Source organism: Chloroflexota bacterium, assembly GCA_015478725.1.
Classification (GTDB): domain Bacteria; phylum Chloroflexota; class Limnocylindria; order Limnocylindrales; family CSP1-4; genus C-114.
Genome location: JADMIG010000131.1, coordinates 1 through 1,265, shown reverse-complemented (window position 1 = coordinate 1,265; position 1,265 = coordinate 1). Strand labels below are relative to the sequence as shown.

The 1,265-nt window shown below is 44.3% G+C and carries 2 protein-coding genes; both read left to right on the top strand.

The features are described from left to right. Window positions 1–65 precede the first annotated feature (65 nt). A complete protein-coding gene (locus tag IVW53_16100; protein MBF6607083.1) occupies window positions 66–254 on the top strand; it encodes a hypothetical protein in 189 nt (62 codons plus the stop codon). Beyond that, on the top strand, window positions 251–1,249 hold the full coding sequence (locus IVW53_16095; protein MBF6607082.1) for a UPF0236 family protein: 999 nt from the start codon (window positions 251–253) through the stop codon (window positions 1,247–1,249). The genes IVW53_16100 and IVW53_16095 overlap by 4 nt, the downstream gene beginning before the upstream one ends. Window positions 1,250–1,265: the final 16 nt, after the last annotated feature.

Here is a 1,265-nt window from a genome sequence, read left to right as displayed (position 1 = left end):
GGGTGTATTTCAAAATTACACAGGAAGCATTAATTTTATAGAATTCAAATTAAAACCCAATACAGATGAAAAAGGAGGAGTTTTTAGCACTAGCGGAAAGCCGCTATGATGCCCTTCGCGAACTCAACAAGGGCAACGTTAATTTTTATGATTTAGAGGTGGGGTTTGCCAAACTATGGCAAGAACTGGGCAGGGAAGTGCTCGAGAAAACGATAGGCAGCGTACCTATCGAGAAGCGTAAAAAAAAACGATGAAGACGTCTTTCGGTGACCTTGCCATTGCCTACACAAACCCACTGAGCAAAAAAGTAAACGGTTTTCACATCAGTCCCCGATTACAGGAGCTTATGATCCTTTACGGGGAAAGGGATTGCTATGCCGAAGCCCCCGAAATGCTCGGGCAAACTTTAGGGATATCCGTGAGCACGTCCCAAGTTTATCGGGTAACCGATACCTATGGGTCAGAGTTAAAGGAACGGGAAGAGGATAAACGGTTACTGCCCCTGTTAACGAAGGACGAAATATTATATATGGAATTTGATGGGTCGTTTATTTTTTCACGGGAAGAAGGATGGAAAGAGGTCAAGGTGGGGCGGTTGTTCAAATCAACGGATTGTATACGGAGTGATGAAAAGCGAAGCTGGATAAGGAACTCCCAATACCTGGCCCACCTGAGTGACCATCAAACATTCATTGGGCATGCCGATAAATTGATCGAATCATTTGGCTCAGTGGGCAACCGGTTGGTATGTATCTCCGATGGTGCCCCTTGGATCAGGAACTGGGTTGAAGACAGTTACCCCAACGCATTGTCTATTTTAGATTATTACCATGCCTGCGAATATCTCTATGAATTTGCCAATGCCACTTTTGAGACGGAAGCAAAAGTCAAAAAGTGGGTGCAGCGTCAAAAAGAACTGTTGCTCGAAAGCAAACTCCACTGGGTTATACGGAACATAACAAACCAAAACTCAACACCGGCCAGTACCAAAAAGATTGTGGACTATTATACCGCCAATCAAAACCGGATGGACTACAAAAGATACTTGAAAATTGGCTGTGGGATAATTGGTTCTGGGGCAATTGAATCAGCCCATCGAACCGTTGTGCAAAAACGACTCAAGCTTTCAGGGCAGCGGTGGACTAAAACGGGCGCGCAAAACATGCTCCAGTTGCGGGTTACTAAAATGAACAAACAATGGGGAGAAGTCGTCAATCTTGTTCAGACTGAATTTAAAATCGCGGCATGACTACAATGTAATTTTG